This is a genomic window from Kitasatospora putterlickiae, from assembly GCF_039527695.1.
GTDB lineage: Bacteria > Actinomycetota > Actinomycetes > Streptomycetales > Streptomycetaceae > Kitasatospora > Kitasatospora putterlickiae.
This window is the reverse complement of record NZ_BAAAKJ010000293.1, coordinates 1-2546: the sequence shown is the minus strand read 5'-3', so window position 1 is coordinate 2546 and position 2546 is coordinate 1. Positions and strand designations below refer to the sequence as shown.

3 protein-coding genes are annotated in these 2546 nt (G+C 75.5%); all 3 read left to right on the top strand.

Going from position 1 to position 2546, the window contains the following annotated elements; translation table 11 throughout:
• Window positions 1–316 precede the first annotated feature (316 nt).
• Window positions 317–748, top strand: coding sequence for a pyridoxamine 5'-phosphate oxidase family protein (locus ABD308_RS28460; protein WP_344340454.1), 432 nt, complete (start codon window positions 317–319; stop codon window positions 746–748).
• 87 nt (window positions 749–835) lie between these two features.
• Complete coding sequence (locus tag ABD308_RS28455) at window positions 836–1291, top strand: MaoC family dehydratase (protein WP_344340451.1); 456 nt, start codon at window positions 836–838, stop codon at window positions 1289–1291.
• Window positions 1292–1553: 262 nt separating this feature from the next.
• Window positions 1554–2546 (top strand): MBL fold metallo-hydrolase (locus ABD308_RS28450; RefSeq protein WP_344340473.1); only part of this gene is annotated, 993 nt, incomplete at its 3' end.

Here is a 2546-nt window from a genome sequence, read left to right as displayed (position 1 = left end):
CCCCCCGAACCGTTCCGCCGCGTCCGTGCCGACGCGTCCGCTCCGGCACCGCCGCGCGCGCCTCCGGCGCCTCCGGTGGCGCCCTGCGGCTCCCGGCACGCCCGGCGCGCCCCGGTGCCACCGCCGGGCAGGCTACCGCCCCGCGCCGTCACCGCCGGGCTCCAGGTCGCGTTCCGGGGCCGGATCCCGCGTGCGGCCGCGGCGCCCACGCCCCTCCCCCGGTGCCGCCGGGCGGCCGTGGGACGGCCGCAAGGCCCTATCGCCCAGGGACCATGGGCCCTGTCGGCCCGCGCCCGGGAGGGGGACCATCGGACCCATGGACCGTGACGACCCCCTGGAGGAACTCGGCGCGGACACGTGCCTGCGTCTGCTTGGCACCGTGCCCGTCGGACGCGTGGTGTACACCGAGCACGCGCTTCCGGCCGTGCTGCCGGTCTCCTTCGAGGTCACGCCGGAGGGGCGCCTGCTGCTCGCCGTGCGCCGGGGTAGTGCAACCGCGCGCGGGTTGGACGGCACCGTGGTCGCCTTCCAGGCCGACCAGCTGGACCCGGTCACCCGGACCGGCTGGAGCGTGCTGGTGCACGGCCGGGCGGACGTCCTGCGCGACCCGGAGCAGATCCGCCGCGCGCTGGGCTCGGGCCTGCGGCCCTGGGTCGGCGACCCGGACCCGATGTTCGTCTCCCTGGTGCCCGAACTGATCAGCGGCCGCCGGCTGACCACCGCCGGCCGCCCCGTCCCGCACTCCTGAGGTCTTGCCCGGAACCCCCTGACAGGTGACCGGCGAGTAGGCATACTCTGCGGAGTTCAGCCCGTCCCGCCTGCCCCAGGAGTGCCCGTGACGACCACCTTCGCCACCCTCGCCGAGCTGACCGCCGCCGTCGGCACCGAACTGGGCACCAGCCAGTGGCACACCGTCGACCAGGACCGGATCAACCTGTTCGCCGAGGCGACCGGCGACCACCAGTGGATCCACGTCGACCCGCGGCGGGCCAAGGAGACCCCGTTCGGCTCGACCATCGCGCACGGCTACCTCACGATGTCGATGATCCCGGTGCTGGCCAAGGAGTGCTACGACGTCCAGGGCGTGCGGATGGCGCTCAACTACGGCTCGGAGAAGGTCCGCTTCCCCTCGCCGCTGCCGGTCGGGACGGCGATCCGGGCGAAGGCCGAGCTGGTCTCCGCCACCGAGGTGACGGGCGGCGTGCAGGCGGTGGTCCGGTTCACCATCACCAGCGCGGAGAGCGCCAAGCCGCACTGCGTCGCCGAGACGATCACCCGTTTCTACGCCTGATCACGGGGGAAGGCCCCTGGTCGGCGGACGGCGGCCGCCGCTCGCCGGGTCCGGAAGGCCGAGCACGAGTAATCTCCGACGAGATGGTTGTCGTACCGATTCGGCGTTCCGGTCGGTGGTACGCGCCCCGGCATGCCAGGTAACCGTCGCCGTCCTTGGAGGTGCCGTGCCCCGCCCAGCCGCCCCGTGGTACTCCCGCGCCCTCGGCCTGCCCTCGGCCCTCGCCTCCGGCGCGTCCTCCAAGCTCGCCACGCCCCCCGGCCTGGCCGGACTGCCCCGGGCGGCCTGGCACCGGGTCCGGACGGACGCCTTCGGCGCCGAGCCGCGCGGCGAACGGCTGGCCCGGATCCGCCGCTCGCCCCAGTTCGCCGACGGCGCCTTCCGCAACCCCGTCCCGACCCGCCGGATGGTCTCCGCGCGCAGCCCACTGGAGATCGCCCGCGCCCAGCTGACCGCCGACCGCGCCCGGCGGGTGCCGGCCGCCGCCGTGCCGCTGCACCGGCTGCTCCCGGCCGATCTCGCCACGCCGCCCGCCTCCGGCCTGCGGCTCAGCTGGCTCGGCCACGCCACGGTGCTCGCCGAGATCGGCGGCCGCCGGGTGCTGTTCGACCCGGTCTGGGGCGAGCGCTGCTCCCCGTTCTCCTGGACCGGCCCCAAGCGGCTCCACCCGGTGCCGCTGCCGCTCGCCGAACTCGGCCCGGTCGACGTGGTCGTGGTCTCCCACGACCACTACGACCACCTCGACATGGGCACCATCCGGGCGCTGACCGGCACCGGCGCCGTCTTCGCGGTGCCGCTCGGCGTCGGGGCGCACCTGGAGCACTGGGGGGTGCCGGCCGGCCGGATCGTCGAACTCGACTGGTGGGAGTCGGCCGAGGTGGCCGGTCTGACCCTGACCGCCACCCCCGCCCGGCACTACTGCAGCCGCGGCCCGCGCACCAGCCCGCTCTTCCTCTGGGCGTCCTGGGTGGTGGCGGGCGGCGGCCGCACCGTCTTCCACAGCGGGGACACCGGCCACTTCGCCGGCTTCGCCGAGATCGGCCGCCGGCTCGGGCCGTTCGACGCGACCATGATGCAGGTGGGCGCCTACAGCGACTTCTGGCCCGACGTCCACATGACGCCCGAGGAGGGCGTGCGGGCCCACCTCGACCTGCGCGGCGACCTGCTGCTGCCGATCCACTGGTGCACCTTCAACCTCGCCCCGCACCCGTGGGAGGAGCCCGCCGAACGGGTGGTCGCCGCCGCGCGGGCGCGG